This is a genomic window from Peribacillus frigoritolerans, from assembly GCF_040250305.1.
Lineage (GTDB): Bacteria > Bacillota > Bacilli > Bacillales > DSM-1321 > Peribacillus.
On the sequence record NZ_CP158190.1, the window covers coordinates 746,128 to 767,426 of the forward strand.

General features: G+C 40.0%; 18 protein-coding genes. 14 read left to right on the plus strand and 4 right to left on the minus strand.

The genetic code is table 11. The annotated features are described in order from the left end of the window. Positions 1-103: 103 nt before the first annotated feature. The 11 genes from ABOA58_RS03620 to ABOA58_RS03670 all read left to right on the plus strand — a co-directional run bounded on the left by ABOA58_RS03620 (position 104) and on the right by ABOA58_RS03670 (position 15,205). Complete coding sequence (locus ABOA58_RS03620; RefSeq protein ID WP_350301241.1) at positions 104-928, plus strand: MerR family transcriptional regulator; 825 nt, start codon at positions 104-106, stop codon at positions 926-928. 200 nt (positions 929-1,128) lie between these two features. Further along, the gene (locus tag ABOA58_RS03625; protein WP_350301242.1) at positions 1,129-1,737 is read left to right on the plus strand and encodes a VanZ family protein; all 609 of its coding nucleotides are present in this window, start codon (positions 1,129-1,131) and stop codon (positions 1,735-1,737) included. Between the two features lie 38 nt (positions 1,738-1,775). Continuing rightward, positions 1,776-3,242 carry an aminoacyl-histidine dipeptidase gene (locus ABOA58_RS03630; RefSeq protein ID WP_350301243.1) on the plus strand — a complete coding sequence of 489 codons (1,467 nt, stop codon included), beginning with the start codon at positions 1,776-1,778 and terminating at the stop codon, positions 3,240-3,242. 573 nt (positions 3,243-3,815) lie between these two features. Beyond that, a complete protein-coding gene (locus tag ABOA58_RS03635; RefSeq protein ID WP_350301244.1) occupies positions 3,816-7,559 on the plus strand; it encodes a glycoside hydrolase family 3 N-terminal domain-containing protein in 3,744 nt (1,247 codons plus the stop codon). A 196-nt stretch (positions 7,560-7,755) separates the two neighbouring features. Then, positions 7,756-8,115: a PTS lactose/cellobiose transporter subunit IIA gene (locus tag ABOA58_RS03640; RefSeq protein WP_350301245.1), complete on the plus strand. Its 360-nt coding sequence runs from the start codon at positions 7,756-7,758 to the stop codon at positions 8,113-8,115. Further along, positions 8,108-8,419: a PTS sugar transporter subunit IIB gene (locus ABOA58_RS03645; protein WP_350301246.1), complete on the plus strand. Its 312-nt coding sequence runs from the start codon at positions 8,108-8,110 to the stop codon at positions 8,417-8,419. The genes ABOA58_RS03640 and ABOA58_RS03645 overlap by 8 nt, the downstream gene beginning before the upstream one ends. A gap of 13 nt (positions 8,420-8,432) precedes the next feature. After that, entirely contained in the window at positions 8,433-9,842 is a 1,410-nt protein-coding gene (locus ABOA58_RS03650) for a glycoside hydrolase family 1 protein (RefSeq protein WP_350301247.1), read from the plus strand. A 100-nt stretch (positions 9,843-9,942) separates the two neighbouring features. Beyond that, positions 9,943-11,256 (plus strand): PTS sugar transporter subunit IIC, encoded by a 1,314-nt coding sequence (locus tag ABOA58_RS03655; protein WP_350301248.1) that lies wholly within the window; start codon positions 9,943-9,945, stop codon positions 11,254-11,256. Positions 11,257-11,387: 131 nt separating this feature from the next. Further along, complete coding sequence (locus ABOA58_RS03660; RefSeq protein WP_350301249.1) at positions 11,388-12,092, plus strand: GntR family transcriptional regulator; 705 nt, start codon at positions 11,388-11,390, stop codon at positions 12,090-12,092. A 577-nt stretch (positions 12,093-12,669) separates the two neighbouring features. Beyond that, on the plus strand, positions 12,670-14,082 hold the full coding sequence (locus tag ABOA58_RS03665; protein WP_350301250.1) for a LysM peptidoglycan-binding domain-containing protein: 1,413 nt from the start codon (positions 12,670-12,672) through the stop codon (positions 14,080-14,082). Between the two features lie 337 nt (positions 14,083-14,419). After that, positions 14,420-15,205 (plus strand): PhzF family phenazine biosynthesis protein, encoded by a 786-nt coding sequence (locus ABOA58_RS03670; RefSeq protein WP_350301251.1) that lies wholly within the window; start codon positions 14,420-14,422, stop codon positions 15,203-15,205. A gap of 141 nt (positions 15,206-15,346) precedes the next feature. Here ABOA58_RS03670 and ABOA58_RS03675 read toward each other — a convergent pair whose 3' ends face one another. Next, positions 15,347-15,934 (minus strand): TetR/AcrR family transcriptional regulator, encoded by a 588-nt coding sequence (locus ABOA58_RS03675; RefSeq protein ID WP_350301252.1) that lies wholly within the window; start codon positions 15,932-15,934, stop codon positions 15,347-15,349. Between the two features lie 154 nt (positions 15,935-16,088). Here ABOA58_RS03675 and ABOA58_RS03680 point away from each other — a divergent pair, with 154 nt between their 5' ends. Next, positions 16,089-17,006, plus strand: coding sequence for an ABC transporter ATP-binding protein (locus ABOA58_RS03680; RefSeq protein ID WP_350301253.1), 918 nt, complete (start codon positions 16,089-16,091; stop codon positions 17,004-17,006). Next, positions 17,006-18,610 (plus strand): ABC transporter permease, encoded by a 1,605-nt coding sequence (locus ABOA58_RS03685; protein WP_350301254.1) that lies wholly within the window; start codon positions 17,006-17,008, stop codon positions 18,608-18,610. The genes ABOA58_RS03680 and ABOA58_RS03685 overlap by 1 nt, the downstream gene beginning before the upstream one ends. A 78-nt stretch (positions 18,611-18,688) precedes the next feature. Here ABOA58_RS03685 and ABOA58_RS03690 read toward each other — a convergent pair whose 3' ends face one another. After that, positions 18,689-19,438, minus strand: coding sequence for a sulfite exporter TauE/SafE family protein (locus tag ABOA58_RS03690; RefSeq protein WP_350301255.1), 750 nt, complete (start codon positions 19,436-19,438; stop codon positions 18,689-18,691). Between the two features lie 196 nt (positions 19,439-19,634). Here ABOA58_RS03690 and ABOA58_RS03695 point away from each other — a divergent pair, with 196 nt between their 5' ends. Beyond that, positions 19,635-19,823, plus strand: coding sequence for a hypothetical protein (locus ABOA58_RS03695; protein ID WP_350301256.1), 189 nt, complete (start codon positions 19,635-19,637; stop codon positions 19,821-19,823). Positions 19,824-19,864: 41 nt separating this feature from the next. Here the strand turns inward: ABOA58_RS03695 and ABOA58_RS03700 are convergent, their stop codons facing one another. Both ABOA58_RS03700 and ABOA58_RS03705 read right to left on the minus strand, forming a co-directional pair. Further along, entirely contained in the window at positions 19,865-20,527 is a 663-nt protein-coding gene (locus ABOA58_RS03700) for a methionine ABC transporter permease (RefSeq protein WP_350301257.1), read from the minus strand. Beyond that, positions 20,520-21,281: a methionine ABC transporter ATP-binding protein gene (locus tag ABOA58_RS03705; protein WP_350301258.1), complete on the minus strand. Its 762-nt coding sequence runs from the start codon at positions 21,279-21,281 to the stop codon at positions 20,520-20,522. Before ABOA58_RS03705 ends, ABOA58_RS03700 begins: the two co-directional genes overlap by 8 nt. Positions 21,282-21,299 lie beyond the last annotated feature (18 nt).

Sequence of the window (21,299 nt, forward strand, 5' to 3'; positions counted from 1 at the left end):
TTATTTTCCTTCCTCATTGCGCACCTGGTTATCCGCTTTGTTATCATGATATATTAATACCCTAAGGTATATGGTTACCATATAGTCAAGAGGAGAGATCGTAATGCCCGATGGAAATGTAGGCAAATATTTTACTACTGGCGAATTCGCCAAATTATGCAATGTAAAAAAACAAACGCTCATTCATTATGATGAGATTGGGCTTCTTACTCCCGATTTAAAAAACGAAAAGGGCTATCGGTATTACTCTTATCAACAATTTGAAGTTTTTTCGGTCATCACGCTTTTAAAAGAATTCAATATGCCTTTGAAAGAGATCAAATGGTTTCTTACTAACAGGTCACCTATGGAACTAATTGAACTTTTCAAAGAAAAGACCATAGAATTAGAAAAAAAGATAAAGAACCTTCACAGAGTGCAGAAGATCATTGAAACGAAAATATCCCTCACTGAAAAAGCAATTTGTATGGATGACTCTCAAATCACCTTCAAACTTCAGGAGGAAGAACAGCTCTTCCTTAGTGAATCCATCCTGAACTCTTCTGATGCCGAATTCTTAAAATCTACATCTGACTTCATTGATTTCTGTAATGAAAATGAATTTTATACAGGTTTCCCTATCGGTGCCATGATTAGTAAAGAAAACATCATCGATGGGAATCATGATGACTATTCATTTTTGTACACGAAAGTCATGGAAAAGCACCCAGCCCACACTTTCTATTCAAAACCTAAGGGACTCTATGTTGTTGCCTATCATAAAGGAAGTTATAAAAATATCTCCGAAACGTACGAAAGAATATTACAATTCATGGAGAGTGAAAACTTGAACCTCAAATCGTTTGCATACGAAGAATACATCTTGGATGAAGTCGCAGTAAAAGGGTATGAAAATTACCTGACGCAAATCATGGTTGAAGTGGAATGAGATTGAGGGGATTTCACATAGTTCGGGCGAGGATTAAAACATGCGAATGAATCATTCCAAGCAATGCCGTTAGCCTTGAAAAAGCTTTTCCTTGACGGTTTTCTAATGACAGGTTAATGCAGTTTGTTGACGGGTTGTTAAAGTTGTCCTAGGATATAAGGATATGAATTGATTTGGTAATAAATAGAAGGGGGAGTTATATGTCTCTAAAATCGGTCATGCTTTCCCTTTTGCTGTCGCAAGCAATGTTTTTGTGCGGTTTGCCTTTTTTTCTTCAGCTTCTATTATTTTTGAATCCTTTGGTGATCATGGTTGTCTGGTTTTGTATACTTCTTTTCGTTTCGTTTGCGGTTCTTTATTTTCGAGGTGAAACGATCAGAATTCCGCGCCTTTTATGGCAGGCAGTATTGTTTGGCTACAGTTTATCATTATTGGTTTTGCTGTTCTTTCGGCCAGAGGGGCAGGTATATTCGTATAATTTGATTCCTTTTTCTACGATTCTTTCCTATTTATCGAATGAAATGAATGGGCTTGTATCATTTTATAACCTTAGCGCAAATGTGGGGCTGTTCATTCCATTTGGTCTGTATTTGTTGTCCAGGGAAGGGCAAGAGCCCTCCGCTAAAAGGAAATTTCTATATCCATTATTTTCGATTTCAGTCATCGAAATCTGTCAGTTTGTTTTTCGGCGCGGAAGTTTGGATGTCGATGACCTGATCCTGAATACGATTGGTGTTTACCTAGGGTACATTCTGTATCCTTTGTTCAAGAAAGTCGTAGTGTTCTGTTCTGGAAATGTAAAAGGATGAGAGGCAGTGCAAATTGTTAAATGAAAGGGTGTATTTCCATGTATAGCACATTAGAAGAATTATCGAGCCATCCGGTTTTTCATTATTTTGCTGCGATTTCCAATATCCCGAGAGGATCGGCTAATGAAAAAGCGATCAGTGACTATCTGGTTCGCTTCGCGAAGGAGAGGGACCTGGAGGTGATCCAGGATGAGGCGCTGAATGTGATTATCAAAAAGCCTGCCACAATTGGATATGAGAGTGCACCTACAGTCATTATTCAGGGGCATATGGATATGGTTTGCGAAAAGAACAAGGGAACGCTTCATGATTTTGAGAAAGATCCCCTTCAATTAAGGGTTGTCGGAGACATGTTGTATGCGACGGAGACAACATTGGGGGCGGATAATGGGATTGCAGTTGCTTATGCTTTGGCATTATTGGATGCCAATGATATTCCGCATCCCTCTCTTGAAATAGTCATAACGACTGAAGAAGAAACGACGATGAACGGTGCACTTGCCGTGGATCCGGCTCACTTCAAGGGGAAAATGATGATCAATATCGATTCGGAGGAAGATGGAAAGCTGCTGGTCAGCTCTGCTGGAGGAATACGCGTGCGGCAGGTCCTGCCAATCGGATGGGAAACGGCTTCCATTGTTGATGCTGTATCTTATAACATCAGGATTAAAGGGTTGAAGGGCGGGCACTCCGGTATGTCCATCCATAAGGAAAGAGGGAACTCCAATAAACTTTTGGGCAGAGTATTACATGAATTAACGACAGACTTCCCTTGCTGCATACAGCAAATCAACGGGGGCTTGAAAGGGAATGCAATCCCTCGTGAAGCGGATGCCACTGTACTGATTTCTGTTAAAGATGTTCAGAAGATAACGGAGAGACTCCAGAAATGGGAGAATACTTTTAAAAATGAACTGCAATCTTCCGACCCTGAGATATCGATTAGGTTTGAAAAGATCGAAACGATTTCTTCAAACGTTTTTTCCAAAGAGACGGTGACTAAAGCCGTTGCCTCCTTACTGGTAATCCCGCATGGCGTTCAAGCAATGAGCATGGGAATAGAAGGATTAGTCGAAAGTTCGACGAATCTAGGGGTCGTTACAACAAATGAAGCGGAAATGATATTCGAAAGTGAAATCAGGAGTTCGGTCAAAAGCATCAAATATAATATGGTCACGCAGGCAAAGGCGATAGCTGACATGCTTGGGTGCAAGCTATTGGTTGACGCGGATTATCCGGAATGGCCCTATAATCCTGATTCGAAACTCAAGAAATTATTTGAAGAGACATACAAAGAAAAATATCAGGAAGATATTGAAATCATCGCTGTGCATGCAGGGATCGAGTGTGGGGTATTCATAGATAAGATACCAGGGTTGGATACTGTTTCATTAGGGCCGGATATGTTTTCCGTACATACACCTGAAGAACACTTAAGCATCCCTTCGACCATAAACAACTGGGAATATTTTGTTTACACACTAAAGCGGATGAAGAATCTATAAACAACTGCATGTTTGGGGAACAATTGAAATTCAATAGATTTGGAGATATCCTATCGTTCAACGATAGGATGTCTTTTTTTCGTTGAAAAAAGGAACAGCCCGAGGATATGGAACATGATCAATTCCATGAGCCTAGTTAAAAATATAATTGAAGTTATATTAATTTTAGAAAGAGTAAGAAAGAGCCATTAAAGAGAACCAGTCTATCAAAGGTAGATATTATCCTGTTTTGTTGACTTGATATTCAAGTGAAAAAAGCGTTTACAATTATATGTAAACGCTTTATAATTCATTTGTACCTATAAATTCATACCAATGAATTTAATGTATACTTATCAATATGAATTAAAAATGCCAGAATTCCCTTTAATTAAGGATGGAAGTTATTAATGAAGAGCGGCTTTTAAATTCAGAACATTCTGTTTTTTATTCAATCATCTTCTAAATAATTAGATTAGCAGAAACATATTTCATATCTTTCTTTAAAGGGGGTGACATACATCTTCATTTCGTTTTGAGATTTACCTGGATCAGAAGCAAAAAGTAATCTAAATCAAATAATGGAGGAGAAAAATGAGAAAAACCATTTCGATAATAATTTTGTGTATTTTTACCATTACTTTGTTCGTCGGGAATATACCAGGAACAGTCAAGGCAAAGCAAGCAGGGAAACCATTATACATGAATGAGAAGGCACCTGATGAAGAAAGAGTCAAAGACTTGTTAAAACGAATGACAATCGATGAAAAGGTCGGTCAGATGATACAGGCTGAGCGAGCCTCAGTAACCCCAAATGATGTAAAGGAATATAAATTAGGTTCGGTATTAAGCGGGGGAGGTTCTTTTCCGGATGGAAAGGAGGAAAACAGCACCCGTGAAAAGTGGTCAAACTTAGTGGATTCATATCAATCCGGGGCTGTTTCTACCCGATTGGGCATTCCACTATTATATGGAGCAGATGCTGTCCACGGTCATAATAACGTAAAAGGCGCTACCATTTTCCCGCATAATATTGGTTTAGGTGCCACTAGGAATACAGAATTAATAGAGAAAATTGGATATGCTGCCGCATCAGAAATCAAATCTACAGGCGTGAATTGGACGTTTGCCCCGACAATGGCAAATGTCCAAAACATCCGATGGGGAAGAACGTATGAAGGGTTTGGAGAAAACTCAAAACTTGTTGCCACCATGGGTGCAGCCTATATTGACGGGCTTCAAGGCAAAAACCTTAAGAAAACGGAAAATGTTCTAGCTACCGCTAAACATTTCATTGGTGAAGGATATACAAAAGGCGGAGTCAATCAAGGTGATGTGACTGAGTATACAGAAGAAGAGATACTTAAGAATGACAGGAAGATATATGAGGAGGCTATCGAATCAGGAGCCAGAACGGTGATGGCTTCTTTTCATAGTATCGAAGGGTTGAAAATGCATGCGAACAAACGGCTGCTTACCGATGTATTGAAGAAGGATATGGGCTTTACGGGATTTGTCATTTCTGATTGGTATGGGATACAGCAAATCACGAAGGATCAAAATGGGAATGCGGTTTCCGGGTTAAAGCAGCAGATTGACGTGGCAGTGAATGCTGGGGTCGATATGTTGATGCAGCCTGAAAACTGGAAAGAGACACTTAAACTTACAAAAGAACTGGTGAATGAAAGTGAAATTTCAGAAAAAAGGCTAGATGATGCCGTTACACGGATTCTTCGGGTCAAGTTTGAGTCTGGTGTTTTTGAAAAACCAATGACAGATCCAAAGTTGGCTAAGTCATTTGGGTCTGAAAAGAACAGGGAAATAGCGCGTCAATCCGTCAGTGAATCTCTAGTCCTATTAAAAAATGATAAAGTGAATGGTAAACCGATTCTTTCTCAATTAAAGAAAATGGACAAAATATTTGTGGCAGGCAGAAGCGCTGATGATATCGGAAAGCAGTCGGGTGGCTGGACGATATCATGGCAAGGGAAATCAGGTGATACGACTGAAGGTACGACTATTCTAGAAGGATTAAAAGAAGTTGGTGGAAAACAAAAGAAAATCACTTATAACAAACATGGAAGAGGAGCAAAAGGAAATGATGCTGCTATCGTTGTTGTAGGTGAAGAACCATATGCAGAAACTGATGGTGATGCCACTGATCTTCATTTAAATCGGATGGATCTATTAACATTGGAGAATGTCCGCAAGGCAGATCCGAATATTCCGATCGTTGTCGTATTAGTATCTGGCCGGCCGATGATCATTACGGATGAAATGAAGGATTGGTCAGGTCTGGTTGCAGCGTGGCTTCCTGGTACTGAGGGTGCAGGAGTTGCTGATGTCTTGCTCGGTGTTGAGGAATTTTCAGGTAAATTGCCAGTCAGTTGGCCTTTCTATTTGGAAGACTATGGAAATAGGGAGGACAAAAAGGATTATTTTATGTTTAATTATGGATATGGTCTGACGAAGAAGCAGGCTACGCCAAAGCTGCCTGAAAAACCAGAGCTCCCTGAAAAGTCTGGCTTAAAAGTACCAGGGAAAATTGAAGCAGAGGATTTTGCCGCCCAATACGGATTGCAAACGGAAAATTCATCTGAAGGGTCATTAAATATGGGGTATGCGGATGGAAGAGATTGGTTGGAGTACGAAATAAATGTAGAACAGGATGGCCTTTATCAAGCCGATTTTCGTTATGCGGCGAATCTAAGTGGTCAAACCGGGATTAATATCGTTAGCGAAGAAAAGAAGCTGCTTGGTAAGTTACGAGTCGGATCCACTGGGGGATGGCAAAATTGGGACACATCTACAGTTGACGGCGTCATCTTGAAGAAGGGTAAACAAAAGATCAAATTTGAATATATCGAGGGATCATTGAACTTAAACTGGTTCGAATTCAAGCGGGTTGGCAATATTCCGGCAATACCTCCTCCGACTGAGGATGTACCCGCAGAAGTGATTAAGGCAAAGGCAGTTGAATCATGGATTACGAATGAACGGGAACCAAGTGATGTTGCTTGGTACTTTGATTCCAGGTATCAACGAGGTGATAAGAAGTTGTCTAAGCAGGAAAAAATGGATATCACCAAACCGGATGCATCAAATCTTACTACCATAAACATTGATCCGACCAAACAATACCAAAGCATATTGGGGATCGGTTCTTCAATGGATGAGTCGACCGTTCATAATTTGACGAAAATGTCTTCTGATAAGAGACAGGAAGTTCTCGATAAATTGATAGATCCGAATAAAGGCATAGGAATGAGCCTTATTCGAACAACGATAGGCACATCTGACTTCACGGCACAGAAATTTTATACGTATGACGACATGCCGCCAGGGAAAACGGATGTTAATCTGAAGCATTTTTCAATCCAAAAGGATATCGATTATAAGATTATTGAAACGTTAAAACAAATTAAGGAAATTAATCCGAATGTTACATTCTTTGCCTCACCATGGAGTCCTCCAGGCTGGATGAAAACGTCTGACAGCATGATCAAAGGACAGGTGAAAGACGAATACCTGCCAATCCTGGCCAAATATTATTTGAAATACTTTCAAGCATATAAGAAACAGGGAATCGATATAAGTGCAATGACCTTGCAAAATGAACCGATGCTGGAGATTGAGTACCCGAGTACCAATATGCCTTACAGTCAGGCAGCGGAATTAGCGACACTCCTAAGAAAAGAGCTCGATAACAACGGTTTCAAGCATGTAAAACTTTGGGGATTTGATCATAACCCAAGTGATACAGGAACATACGCGGAACAATTGTTAAAAGATAAGGGAGCATATGATGCTTTAGATGGTACGGCTTTCCACGATTACGGCGGATCCTTGTCTGAAATGACTAGATTACACAACTTATTTCCAGAGAAAAACGTGTATTTAACGGAGCGTGCAGTTTGGGGAACGTATGGTGCGGATCGAATTGCACAATATATGAGAAACTGGGCGAGGAGTTATAATTCCTGGGTGGTCATGCTGGATAGCGACATTCAAACGCATCAATGGGTGGGTCAGCCGGATCCTACACTATTGATTCAAGATTCAGCTGATAGGGATAATTACTGGTTGACTCCGGAATATTATTTAACTGGGCATTTCTCCAAGTTTGTTAAGCCAGGGTTCATCCGTGTTGAAAGTGATTATGGTTCTTCGGATACGGTTACAAATGTAACATTCTTAAGTCCTGACCAAAAGACACTTGTATCTATAGTTATCAATCAATCCTATGAACCTCAAAAATTCAAGTTCATTAGCGAGGATGAACAAATCAAGGGTGAGCTGCCGGCCAAATCCGTGGCTACTTACCAATGGCAAAGATAATGAACACCAAAATTGAAGGAAGGGGCCAATCAAAAAGATTGGCTTCTTTTGTTGCTGAATAAAAACGCATGAAATTATTTGAATAGATGGAATATAAGCGTTTACATTTATGAGTGTACGTTTTATACTATATTCATACCAATAAATTTGTACCAATAAATATAAATCATTCTTATGAAATGGAGGGGTATTTTAGATGCCTTATACTTCTGAAGAAGATGTACAGATGATCATATTTGGCTTGATTGCTGGAGCGGGAGATGCCAAATCCAACTTTTATCAAGCGATTTCCCTTGTGCGGGACCATAAATATGAAGAAGCAGAGGATTTGATACATCAAGGGGAAACAGCCTTACTAGAAGCACATAAAGCCCAAACTAGATTAATAACAAATGAGGCAAATGGAAACAAAACGGATATTGGCATCTTAATGATTCATGCTCAGGATCATTTAATGAATGCCATTCTAGTGAAAGAACTATTAAACAATCTAATTTCGATGCAAAAAGATATAAATGCATTAAAAGAAAAATTGGAGGGAAATGACAATGGTTAAAATCGGTTTGTTCTGTTCGGCAGGAATGTCAACAAGTATGTTAGTGACAAAAATGAAAAAAGAAGTTCAAGCAAATAGTTTGGAAGTAGAAATCAATGCATATCCAGAATCTGAATTGGAACAGATCGCAGATTCAATTGATGTGGCTCTATTAGGACCCCAAGTTAAGTTCCTTCTGTCTAAAGCAAAAGCCGTTTGCGAACCGAAATCGGTTCCTGTCGAGGTGATAAATACAATGGACTATGGCATGATGAACGGCAAGAAGGTTTTAGAAACAGCATTGAATCTAGTGAAAAAGCAATAGTGGGAGGTACAACATGAAATTTCCAAAAGACTTTTTATTCGGAGCTGCATCTGCATCATATCAAGTGGAGGGTGCCTGGAATGAAGATGGAAAAGGGCTGAGTAATTGGGACGTCTTTTCAAAGATTCCAGGTAAAACATTCGAAAATACAAATGGTGATTTAGCGATTGATCATTACCATAGATATAAAGAAGATATAAAACTAATGGCAGAAATGGGATTGGAGTCTTATAGATTTTCAGTTTCCTGGGCGCGCATCATCCCGGACGGTGACGGTGAAATAAACGAAAAAGGAATCGGATTTTACAATAATGTCATAGACGAATGTTTGAAATATGGAATCGTCCCGTTCGTTACACTATACCATTGGGATTTACCACAGAGTTTAGAAGCGGACGGGGGCTGGGTGAATAAAAGAACGATACGGGCATTCGCTAAATACGCCGAGGTTTGTTTCAGGGCTTTCGGTGACAGGGTGAAACATTGGATCACTTTTAATGAAACCGTTGTATTCTGCACATTAGGATATTTGAATGGAGCCCATCCACCAGGCCTTGTAAACGATCAAAAAAAATACTTTCAAGCTACTCATAATGTATTCGTGGCTCATGCTGAAGCCGTTCAAATCTATAAAAGCTTAAAGTACTACGGAGAAATTGGCATAACACATGTTTTTAACCCTGCTTTTAGCATTGATGGCAAAGAAGAAAATATTTTTGCCTCGATGCATGCGAATCACTATCAAACATTTTGGTATTATGATCCGATTTTAAAAGGGGAATATCCAAGTTATGTAGTGGATGCCTTGAAGGAAAAAGGCCTGACACCTGATTGGACAGAAGCAGAGTTGACTTTGTTGAAGGATACGGCTGATTACAATGATTTCATGGGCTTGAATTATTATCAGCCAGCAAGGGTGGCCAAAATTGATGGAGCGATTGAAAGCACGAAAATTGATCGTGATAAGTCGACCGGGAAACCTGGCAACCCATCATTCGACGGTGTATACAGAACGGTCATGATGGAGGATAAAGTATATACAAAATGGGGCTGGGAAATTTCTTCCGAGGGCTTCTTGGATGGCTTAAGGATGCTGAAGGATCGTTATGGCGATGTAAAACTTTATATCACTGAAAATGGTCTGGGCGACGAAGATCCGATCATAGATGGTGAAATTGTCGATGTCCCAAGAATCAAGTATATTGAAGAGCATTTAAAAGTGATTAAAAGCGCAATAAGTGAAGGAATTAACTTAAAAGGCTATTATGCTTGGTCAGTCATTGACTTATTAAGCTGGTTAAACGGCTATAAAAAACAATATGGTTTTATTTATGTGGATCATAAAAATAATTTGGAAAGAAAGAAGAAGTTATCGTTCCATTGGTATAAGCACATTATTGAAACAAGAGGAGAAGAGCTGTAACGCTTTCAGACATCATGAAAAAGACTGACCTAATCCATTTCCAGGATAAGGTCAGTCTTACTTAGTAAGTATCATTCACTTTTGACTAGGAGGGGTAGTTATGTCGCGTATTGAAAAACTATTCGAGAAAATGATGCCTGCATTCATGAAATTTTCAAATGCAAAAGCAACCGTAGCACTTAAGGATGGTTTCGTACTTACGATGCCGTTGACACTTATTGGCTCCATTTTCTTATTAATAGCAAACCTGCCGATCAAGAATTGGAATAAAATCATGGCTAATTTATTTGGTGCAGATTGGATGGTGCCATTGAATCAAGTTACAGGAGCCACCTTTGACATTCTTGCTCTCATAGCCGTTTTTGGAATCGCTTACTCCTATGTGAAAGCAAGCAATATTGAAGCCGTTCCAGCAGGGATAATCGGTATCATTTCATTTTTGATTCTCAGCAATTCATTTGTTGAAAGTCCTTCTGGGGAAGTGGTTGGCGGAGTCATTCCTAAAGCCTGGACAGGCGGACAAGGGATGATAACATCCATATTGGTAGGGTTGGTTGTCGGTGCGATTTACACATGGTTCATCAAAAAAAATATCAGGATCAAAATGCCGGAAAGCGTGCCATCTGGTGTTTCAAATGCCTTCTCGGCATTAGTTCCTGGATTTGTGATCATGTTATTATCGATGTTCATTTTCCTCATTTGTGATAAGATTCAAGGCGTATCAATGACTGAAATCATTTATAAAGTATTACAGATCCCCATGCAAAATCTATCAGATACATTACCTGGAATCATCATTATCATGGCACTAATATCCATTTTCTGGTGGTTTGGATTACACGGTCCGAATATCGTGATGGGAATCATGGCACCTATTTTAACTTCAAATGCCTTGGCGAATCAAGCTGTCATAGATGCCGGTAACACGCTGGCCGTAGGCGGAAATGCAAAAATCGTTACGGTTCAGCTAGTGGATATTTACGCGAAATTCGGTGGTGCGGGCATAACATTAGGTTTAATTGCAGCAGCGCTGCTTGTCGCTAAATCACAGCAAGTGAATCAGTTATCTAAAATGTCCCTGGTTCCAGGTTTATTCAATATTAATGAACCAATCATTTTCGGGCTTCCCATCATATTTAACCCTTTAATGATCGTTCCATTTGTTTTGGTTCCTGTCATTGCCGTATTGATGACGTATTTTTCAATTATTTTAGGGTTTATCCATCCATTTACAGCGGTACAGGTCCCGTGGACAACCCCGCCAATCATTTCAGGCTTTTTATTATCGGGATGGCAAGGGGCAGTCGTCCAACTAGCTATATTGGGTATGGCTACCGTGGTATATTTCCCATTCGTTAAAATGCTTGATAAAGTAGCACTGGAACAAGAAACCCCAATTGAAAAAGTTAGTTGATTTAAAAAGAAACAGAGGTTTCTTTACAATCGTTATGAAATAAACTATTGTAAAGAAAACCTCTCTTTTAGTCTAAACTATTGTTCGAAAACGTTCGAAATCATTATGTATAGAGGAAGGTATATGGAAATATGGGTGTAAAGTATAGAATGGTCGTAGAACAAATGGAGAAAGAAATATTAGATGGAAAATATACATTAAATACTAAGTTACCTACTGAAGAAGAGTTGATGAAGAAGTTCGATGTCAGCAGGAATACCATAAGAAAAGCAATCAATATATTGGTTGAACAGGGTTATATATATCAAGTTCAAGGTAGCGGCATATTCCTAAGGGAATTTTCCAGACCCGGCTGTATTTCTATGAAGGATATGAATGGCTTAACCAAAGAGTTTGCAAAGGATGAAATGACAAGTAAAGTGCTGAAGTTGGAATTAATAGAAGCTGATGAAAAATTGGCCGAACAAATGAAATGTAATGTGAATACCAAAATCTATAACCTCAAACGGGTTAGGTACTTAAATGGTGAACCCATTGTAATAGAAGAATCCTTTTTTAATAAAGACATCATTCCCATTTTAAATAAAGAAATTGCAAATGGTTCCATTTATGAATATATAGTCGAGGATTTAAAGTTGAATATTGGTTTTGCAGATAAAATCATTTCGTGTGAGAAACTAAATGACGATGATGCAAAGCTTTTGGACTTGCAACCAGGAGATCCGACTTTAATTGTTGAAAATACGGTCTTCTTAAAAGCGGGAGTCGTTTTCGATTTTTCAATTGAGAAATATAATTATACTTCCGCCAAATTATTAACATTGACCACGAATTAATGGGCTTTCGGGATCTGAATGGAAGAGTCGAAACAAAAAAAGAGCGACTGCATTTCTTAGCAATCGCTCTTTTTTTTATTTCTCGTTCTATAATGATTTTCAGCTATGGAAATAGGGAGCTCAAAATGCTTCACGTTTTTGCAATAGGTCTAAGAAGATTCCAAAATAAATTAAGCATGAAAGTCAGGAAGATAAAAGTTTGGGTTGCTCCCTGGTATTTCGCATAGTTTGCTGCGCCTACCTCTGCAAATTCCCCAGCAATGACCACCAGCTTCGCGTGTAACATCTCTTTGTCGTACTGATAGATATGGATCCAGCTTCTACACGGTCACCGTTATAGGTACGGTTTTGGCAATGTCCCTGTCTTTGGTGGATTTGTTTAACTTTTTTCCTCTACTGAAATCACTCTCTTGTTTTTCTTAGATAAAGAATCCTGGCTCATAATGGGAAACAAAAATTATAAACAATAAGAGCGAAAAAACTAAGGATTCTGGAATGTTGAACTCAAAAAAACATATTAGGACTATTTAGGGAATAAAATGAATGGAATATTTTGAAGGAAAGTGGGGCAGTGCATGTGAAAATCCATGTGGTGAATAGGGGGGATTCGTTGTGGGGAATTTCCCAGCAATATGGTGTCAGTACCAACCGAATTGTTCGGATCAATGGCCTTGAAAATCCAGATAAGCTAGTGATTGGTCTAGCACTTTTGATTCCTGAACCTTATCTTCGATACAGGGTTCAGCAAGGGGATACTCTAAATAAAATCGCAAATAAGTTTGGAATTACGGTACAGGAAATCATGCAATCGAATCGCATCACAAATCCTTCTGCTATCTATCCAGGGCAGAGACTAACCATCCCGGTTATTTATCATACCGTAAGGGAACGAGATACCCTTTATGATATAGCAAGACGTTATGGAACGACAGTTCAAGCCATAATGCAGATGAACCGGATTACAGATCCGTCCAATATTTATATCGGACTGATAATAAGGATTCCCCAGAAACCAAAACCCATCATTGATGTAAATGGTTTTACAAACGTTTACGGGCAAGCCGGTGCGGAACAGGTACGTGAAGTGGCCTACGATTTGACCTACGTAAGTCCATTTGGTTATAGAATGAGGCAAGATGGCAGCTTAGAAGCCATAGATGACACCCCGACGATACGGGCGGCACAGTCAACTGGCGTAATACCCATGATGTGCATAACGAATTTTTCCGCGACGGAAGCGGGAACTCAGCTTGCACATACGATACTTTCCGATTTAAGTTTAGTGGAAAAATTATTAACGAACGTCATAAAAACGATGAAAGATAAAGGGTACCGTGGGTTGAATATCGATTTTGAAAGTGTAGCACCAGATGACCGTGATTTCTATAATCGCTTTCTCCAAAGAGCAGTGGATCGATTGCATCCTGAGGGCTACTTTGTGTCATCCTCCCTTGCCCCAAAAACTAGCGCCAATCAAAAGGGACCATTAGTTGAGGCACATGATTATCCAGTTCACGGACGGCTGCTAGACTTCGTAGTGCTGATGACATATGAATGGGGTTACCGAAAAGGGCCGCCACAGGCAATCTCTCCCATTAATGAAATAAAGCGTGTCCTTGACTATGCCGTAACGGCTATACCAACAAATAAAATCTTCATAGGATTTCAAATTTATGCACGGGACTGGCTTATTCCTCATGAAGAGGGGCAGGAAGCAGAGACTTTCGACATGCAGGAAGCCATCAGACGCGCCGTCCAATATAATGTAGAAATAAAATATGACGAGACAGCCCAATCACCTTATTATAGGTACAAAGATAATCAGGGACGCACACATGAAGTTTGGTTTGAGGACGCACGCAGTGCTAAAGCCAAATTCGACCTGGTGAAGATTTACAGGTCAAGGGGTCTCAGTTATTGGGTACTTGGTTATCCTTTTCCCCAGAATTGGGAACTGCTTGGGGATACATTTATTGTAAGGAAACGGTAGGGTGTTTTGTTACAGCAAGGTGGATGGGCAGCTTTTTTTATAAAGCTGTCTATTTTAGTGAAAACCCTTTAGGTTTCGAAATGGACTACAAGAATTACCGGATTTTTATAACAACGTTAACAATCATTTGGAATCCGAGTCCATAAAGGGGCTTAATCGAGGACGCCATATTGAAACTGAAAAATATAGAATTCGAAAAGACCGCTATATGGTGATCTTTTTCATTTTATGAGATAAAGAGAACTCCTTAAAAACAGGTAAGGGTGATTACCATAAAGGAAATGTGTTCTTCATTGTGGAAATGTATTACGGACAATCCCATTTAAGGAGGCATTTTTTGGAATTAACCATCATTAATACGTTTACAGATCAACCTTTTAAAGGAAATCCTGCGGCTGTCTGCCTGCTTACCGGGGAAAGTGATAGCGAGTGGATGCAGCGAATAGCTAAAGAGATTAATATGCCTGTTACTGCGTTTATTCACCTTCATAAAGGCGAATGGCAGCTGCGTTGGTTCACACCTTCCGTTGAAATCCCGATTTGTGGACATGGGACACTGGCAAGCTCTTTCTTTTTGTGGGGTAAAGGATACGTGCCAAGGGATAAACCAATTGCCTATCAGACGAAAAGCGGGATTCTCAATGCAAAATTCGTTGATGGAATGGTTCAGTTGGAATTTCCGTCATTAATCGAACAGGAGACCGCTGCCCCTGAATTACTGATAAAAGCTTTAGGTGTTGTGCCTGTGTATGTTGGACAAAACAAATGGGATTATCTAGTCGAAGTTCAATCAGAAGAAATCGTAAGGAATTTAAAGCCGGATTTCAATTCCATTGCCCGAATGCAGATTCGGGGCGTCATTGTAACTAGTCTATCGGATAGCGGTGAATATGATTTCGTTTCCCGTTTCTTTTCCCCTGCCCAAGGCCTTGACGAAGATTATGTAACGGGCTCAGCCCATTGTTGTCTCGGACCCTATTGGAAAAACAAGCTGGACAAAAGTATCACCATAGCCTATCAGGCATCGGAAAGAGGAGGACTATTGAAGGTTGAAGTATCGGAAGACACAGTTAAACTTTCTGGCCATGCCGTGACAATATACGAAGGGAACTTAACCATTTAATGCAGGAGCCGTTTTTGATTTATCAATCGAGAAATATCATTACACTTCAGCCAAATTATTAACATTGACTTAAAGAGTGCAGGAAATTCTTAAGATTTTACGGTGTGAATTGGAGATATCGATTCACACCGTTTTTTTAATTCATTTCTCTTTTTCCCCAACGATCCCATAAAACAAAATCTTCATAATATCCTCAGTCAAAGGCAGGATGCTTTGATAAACCTCTTCCCGTTGGATATATTCATTCATCGCTTTTATATAAAATAAAATCGCTTCATTAGATAAATTTGGATCAACATATCCTTGTTCCTTCCCCTGGTTAAACAGATCAATAAAGCGTGGCAGGGCCTTTTCTGTATATATTTTTTCCATATAATTGATACCGGAAGTATATTCCCTCATTAAATATTGATAAAAATCTTCATGAATTTGTTTCGCAGTTTCATTCTTCGTGAACATGAGTTGTTTTATTTTTTCAGGGAAAGCAATGTTGCTGGCAAGTATTTGTTCAAATTCATCCAATGCCCTATCTGTATAATAAACAAAAACCTCATGAATTAGGTTATGTTTGCTTTCGAAGTAATTATATATCGTTACTTGAGATACATTCGCTTTTTTGGCTATTTCTCCTATCGAAATCTTTTGGACACCATACTCCATGAACAAAGCTAATGCAGCCTCTAGTATATTCAATTTTTTTTGTTCCCTGCGTCGTTGAAATCCGTCCATTTGTTTCACCTCAACCTTAGTTTAATTAAAAATATGTAATAGAACAATAAAATAAGTTCATAAACTATTGTCAGGAATTATTATTTTATATATTATGAACTAAATCGATAGAAATATTTCATAATTTCTTTTCAGAGGAAGAGGTGGATGAGGAATGTCAGTATTGAAAACAACGAATTTAACGAAAAAGTTTGGAAAGTTTACCGCTTTAAATGGTGTGAACATTGAAGTGAATAAAGGTGAGGTATTTGGATTCATCGGTCCTAATGGTGCTGGAAAATCGACAACGATCCGTGTGCTGCTCGGGATTTTAAAAGCGACGGATGGAGAAGCGAAGATTTTTGGCATGGATGCATGGAAAGATGCCGTTGAAATTCACAAGCGGATCGCGTATGTTCCAGGAGATGTGAACCTATGGCCCAACTTAACAGGCGGGGAAGTTATTGATCTATTTGTTGAATTACGCGGGGCAAACAATAAAAGCAGACGCGAAGAACTTATAAAAAAATTCGATTTGGACCCTTCCAAGAAATGCGGGACATATTCAAAAGGGAACCGGCAAAAGGTTGCTTTGATTGCTGCTTTCTCATCTGATGCCGACCTTTATATATTGGATGAACCAACATCAGGTTTAGATCCATTGATGGAAAGAGTTTTCCAGGAGTGTGTGATGGATGCGAAAAATGAAGGGAAAAGCATATTACTTTCCAGTCACATTCTTTCTGAAGTGGAAAGGTTATGCGATAAAGTGGGCATCATTCGGCAAGGACAAATAATTGAAACGGGAACATTGGATGAGTTACGTCATTTAACGAGAACAAGCTTGCTTATCGAAACGAAGCAGCCTATTCCTGCTTTAGGGAGTGTAAACGGTGTTCGGGATTTCGTGAAGAAAGACGAAGCACTTTCATTCCAAGTGGATACAGATGAATTGGATAATGTTATGAGGTATATAAGCCAATTTGGAATTGTGAAATTGGAAAGCGCGCCGCCTACATTGGAAGATTTATTCATGAGCCATTATGAAGGTGAAAGGAAGACTTCTGATTCTCGGGCGGGAGGTGCGTTATAATGGCGAATCAGTCCTACCAGAATACAGGAAGACTCTCCCGATTCATCGTACGGCAAGATCGGATTCGGATACCTGTTTGGATAATTTCCCTATCTGTCCTTACCTTTATGGTTGCAATGGCATTCACCGATCTGTACCCGACTGGGCTAGAAAGGCAAACTATTGCAGAAACGATGAAGAACCCTGCAATGACAGCGATGGTGGGGAAAGGTTACGGCCTGGATGACTATACAAACGGAGCGATGATGGCGCATCAAATGTTACTTTTAACCGCTATGGCAGTTGGGATAATGAGTATTTTACTTGTTACGCGCCATACACGCGCAGATGAAGAGGACGGCCGTATCGAAATGATCCGTTCTTTGCCGGCTGGCCGGTTGGCTAATTTATATGCAACCATTTCCGTATCGTTTGGTACGAATGCATTGATCGCGTTAATAACGGGTTTCGGATTATATGCTCTGGGAATTGAAAGCATGGATTTGGAAGGTTCCCTTATGTATGGAGCTGCGTTAGGGGCAACCGGTATTTTCTTCTCGGCGATAACGGCATTATTTGCCCAGATTACGGAGAGTGCGCGAGGTACGATTGGTTATTCCATCACTGTTTTGCTTCTTTCCTATCTTATTCGGGCGATAGGGGATGTCAGCAATGAAACACTTTCCTGGTTTTCACCATTGGGTTGGGTTTTAGGTTCAGAGGTATATGTGAATAATTATTGGTGGCCAATCATCATTACGATCAGTGCGGCAATCATTTTGGTTGTACTATCACTATATTTGAATGCCATCCGTGATTTGGAAGCTGGATTCATACCGGCTAAGCCTGGCAGAAAATATGCTTCATTGTTTTTAAAAAGTCCGCTTGGTCTCGCGCTAAGGCTTCAGCGTACAGGATTAATTGCGTGGGCAGCCGGGATGTTCATTTTAGGAGCTTCTTACGGTTCCGTTTTAGGTGATTTAGAATCCTTTTTTGCAAAAAATGAAATGATGGCCGAACTATTGACGCCAGTTGAAGGCTATTCGCTGACGGAACAATTCTTGACAATGTTGATGTCAGTCATCTCCATGATATGCACCATTCCGCCTTTAATGGCGATGTTAAAGCTTAAAGGGGAAGAAAAAAAGAATCTTACTGAACATTTACTGAGTCGCGCTGTATCCCGTACAAGGCTTATGGGCAGCTATCTTATCATCTCCGTTATTGGCGGTTTTCTTATGATTACGCTTGCTGCAATCGGTCTTTGGGCAGTCGGGAATTCAGTGATGGATGAAGGGATTGCTTTCGGCACTTTATACAGTGCAGCAATGGTCTACCTGCCTGCGATGTGGATCATGATTGGCATTGCCGTGCTGTTTATTGGCTTTGCACCAAAATTATCCGGCTTGACTTGGCTTTACTTGACATACTCAATCTTAGTCGTTTATTTAGGAGGAATGCTTCAATTCCCGGAATGGATGAATAAACTAACACCATTTGGCCATATTCCGAAACTTCCTGTTGAAGATATCGACTTCATGAAAGTATCCATGCTTACCATCATAGCCATAGTATTACTGGCTGTTGGTTTTATCGGATATAACAAACGGGATATCCGAGGTTGACGATTCAACTATGATTCTATTAGTCCTGAAAAAAGCCTGATTCCTCGTTGTTTCAATGAGAAATCAGGCTTTTGGTTATCAGTCATGGGTAATTAATAATAGTACACCTAGCGCAATGATGATAAAGAATAAATAGCTTTCGAATTTCTTCGCAGGAATTCGCTTATTCATGAAGATTCCAAGACCTGTCGCAAGTAATATGGCTGGAATGGAATAAGCGTAAAGAATAAGTGAATCGACGGTCCACAGTCCGCCAAGCGCATGACCCGTCACGACCAGGATTCCGGATATAAGAAAATGGGCTTGCAATGTTCCGCGAAATCGATCTGGATTCCATCTTCGTAACGTTCCATAGACGACGACCGGCACTCCGTTAAAGTTATAGGCGCTGCCAAGGACTCCCGACGCAAAACCGAAAGGCCATACCCAGCCCTTCGAGTTGAGTAAGGGTTTATCCACAGCCTGAAAAAGTTTTTGCTTTACAAGAGAATATCCCCCATATGCAATCAAAAAAACACCGAGTGCAGAAGTGATGATCATAGAAGGTGCGTAATGCAGCAATGCGAGGCCGGCTGGTATGCCGATGAATGTTGAAGTCGCCAACCTGATTAAAACCGAGCGTTCGATATGCCGCCATCCGCTAACGACGGTAAGTGAAGCAACGGTAAGACCAGCCAATCCAATCAGGGAAACCGAAGTATTAAGCGGAATGTGAAGTAAGGCAAGCAGCGGCATGCTGACAATCGCTTCACCGAACCCGAACATCGTCCGCATCAAGGCGCCGATAAAGACTGCCGCCACCACCAATATGATGCTGCTGATCGTCATTTTTTCACCTCCTGAAGCAAAAATTAACCCTTCTGTAATTATACCATACCAAACTGGTTTTATATCGAGGTAACTATGGTTTGAAACAGGTCATTTAAGACCTTTATTACTCTTTATAATGCGTTTAGTTCACCTTTTAATGGAGAGGTACACGAATTAATTTACGTTGCTTAGGAGTCAATAATGGGGGTGAAATGTGGGTGTGTATCTTGTGGTGTTGTGTGGTGATAAAGATAGAAAAACATTCTCTTTAATTGAATTTGATGTGAAGGTTGTTTTGCAGATTAATAAAGATAACGAAGGGTGGTTTGTGGAAAATATGTTACGGGCAATACTTTTTAGGGAGGCTTTTTCCATACAAGCAGATTTAAAGAAAGAGTCATAGCCTTTCATTGGATTTCTCACCAGGAAAGGCTATGAATGCGTTCACCTTTTATCAAGCTTAGCAGAAAGGTAATTTCCGGCGAATTGGACGGATTGAACAATGATGATAAGAAGGAATACGGTTGTTATCATGATGTCAGTCTGAAAACGGTAGTATCCATAACGAATGGCCAAGTCGCCAATTCCCCCGCCGCCCACGACCCCGGCAATAGCCGAGTAGGATATGAAAGAAACGGCAGTAACAGTTAGTCCTAACAGGAGACCGGAACGCGCTTCTAATAATAATACTTTGAAAATGATCTGGAAGGGGGATCCACCCATAGCAACAGCTGCCTCAATGGTCCCCTTTGGCACCTCACGTAAAGATTGTTCAACAAGCCGAGCTAAAAAAGGAATGGCAGCTATCGATAATGGGATGGAGGCGGCCAGCGGACCTACAGATGTTCCCAATATCGTTCTTGTAAATGGGATAAGAGCAATGAGTAAAATGATGAATGGGAAGGAACGGACCGTGTTGATCATTGCGTTTAAAACGTTATTTAAGATAGTCTGTTCGAGTAATTGCTCCTTTGAAGTTAAAAATGTAATGAAACCAAGTGGGAGGCCCAATAAGATAGCTGCAAATATCGCTATTCCCACCATTAAAAATGTTTGGCCTGCACCTAAGTAAATTTCAGGAAGTAAGGAAATGATATTATCAAACACTTACCTTCACCTCCTCTTCAGATTCATGTTTTAATAGAATTTTACCGATTTTCGTTGTGGGTACGGTTCTATTATCCGCTAAGTTCAATTCCTCCATGATTCTCCCATTTTCCATGACCGCCACCCTATTTGCTAACCTTCGAATTACATCCATTTCATGAGTCACGATCAGGATGGTCACACCATAGGTTTCGTTTATTTTTTTTAGATAGGCCAGGATGGATTGAGTGGTTTGCGGATCAAGTGAAGAGGTTGGCTCGTCACATAGCAATACATTAGGTCTTGTGCTTATGGCACGGGCGATCGCGACTCTTTGCTTTTGTCCGCCAGAGAGCTGCGCTGGATAATGATTGGCTTTATCAGATAAATCGACGATTTGCAGGGATTCAGCTATAATTTTGGCTCGCTCATGTTTTGGTACATTGGCAAGTTCCAATGCCAGACTAACATTTCCTTGTACCGTTCGATTTGCCAAGAGGTTGAAATGCTGAAAAACCATCCCGATTTTGTTGCGTGCTTCTCGAAGCTGTTTGCCAGATAAATCACTAAGGATAGAATCATTTATTGCTATCGTACCTTCAGTAGGCTTTTCTAATAGGTTACCCATGCGCAGTAAAGTCGATTTACCTGCACCGCTAAAACCGATGATCCCATATATTTCATTCTCCTTAATATCCAGATTTATATTGGAAACGGCAGTGAATAATTCATTTTTTACAGTAAATGTCTTACCTACATTTTTAAATGTTATCATTCTGGAACCTCCCAATCT